Below are 819 nucleotides of genomic sequence, written 5' to 3' on the forward strand. Positions count from 1 at the left end.
AACGATCATGCCGGCGCAATAGCTGTCCTCAATCGCAATACGTGAGTTCCGCAGTTGGCCTGAGCAGATTATCGTGATGTCTGCATTGCGCGATGACGCCTCCGCCAGCGCACGCCGGGCAACCGCATCAAGGTTTCGCAGCGAACCAAGCAGTATCAAGGCTGCGCCTTCGCGAACTGCCGCGAGAATGGCTGGCGTGCCATTGGCCGTTGCCAGCATCGCGGAGCGCCCCGACAGATCGAGTCGGGACAGGAGGGACGGCGAGGGCTCATGATCGAAGCCAAGGGGCGTTGATCCATCATCCAGCTCCGCGCAAATAACGCCATTCTCGCCCACGGCGGCGCGCGCTTTGGCGACGTCCGAGCGAAATCCTCCGACAAACACACGATCGCTGCCGGCATCGAAAAGTCCGACGAGAGCTGTCGTGGCGCGGATCACATCCACGACAATGCACACGTCTCCGGCAATAGCCAGGGGACTGGTGGGAAGGAAAGCAACCTTAATCTTCATGCGCAAGGGGTCCGGGTTTTCATCAATTCTGAAATCTGACCCGCATCGGGCAATGCCGGAACCACGAGCTTTTTCGTGACTGCGAGAGCTCCCGCCGCAGTGCCGCGGCGAACGGCGTCAGCGAGGCTCAGTCCACTGGCCATCCCTGCAGCCAGTGCCCCGTTGAATGCATCTCCGGCCCCGGTAGTGTCGACGACGTCGACTGGGTAGCTCGCGATCTTGGTCAGTCCGTCGGGGCCGGCAATCAAGGCACCATCCGGTCCCAGCGTCATGACGACGTGTCCAACGCCGAGACCGCGCAGTCTTGCC

2 protein-coding genes are annotated in these 819 nt (G+C 61.8%); both read right to left on the bottom strand.

Features of this window, described 5'->3' with window-relative positions; all coding sequences use genetic code 11:
- Positions 1-510, bottom strand: a 510-nt coding sequence (locus tag OHD62_RS35540) for a 2-phosphosulfolactate phosphatase (RefSeq protein WP_263792417.1), incomplete at its 3' end; no start/stop codon positions are given.
- A partial coding sequence (locus OHD62_RS35545) for a carbohydrate kinase family protein (protein WP_318528688.1) occupies positions 507-819 on the bottom strand: 313 nt, incomplete at its 5' end. The genes OHD62_RS35540 and OHD62_RS35545, both read right to left, overlap by 4 nt.

This window comes from Mesorhizobium sp. YC-39 (assembly GCF_025753795.1).
Taxonomy (GTDB): Bacteria; Pseudomonadota; Alphaproteobacteria; order Rhizobiales; family Rhizobiaceae; genus Mesorhizobium.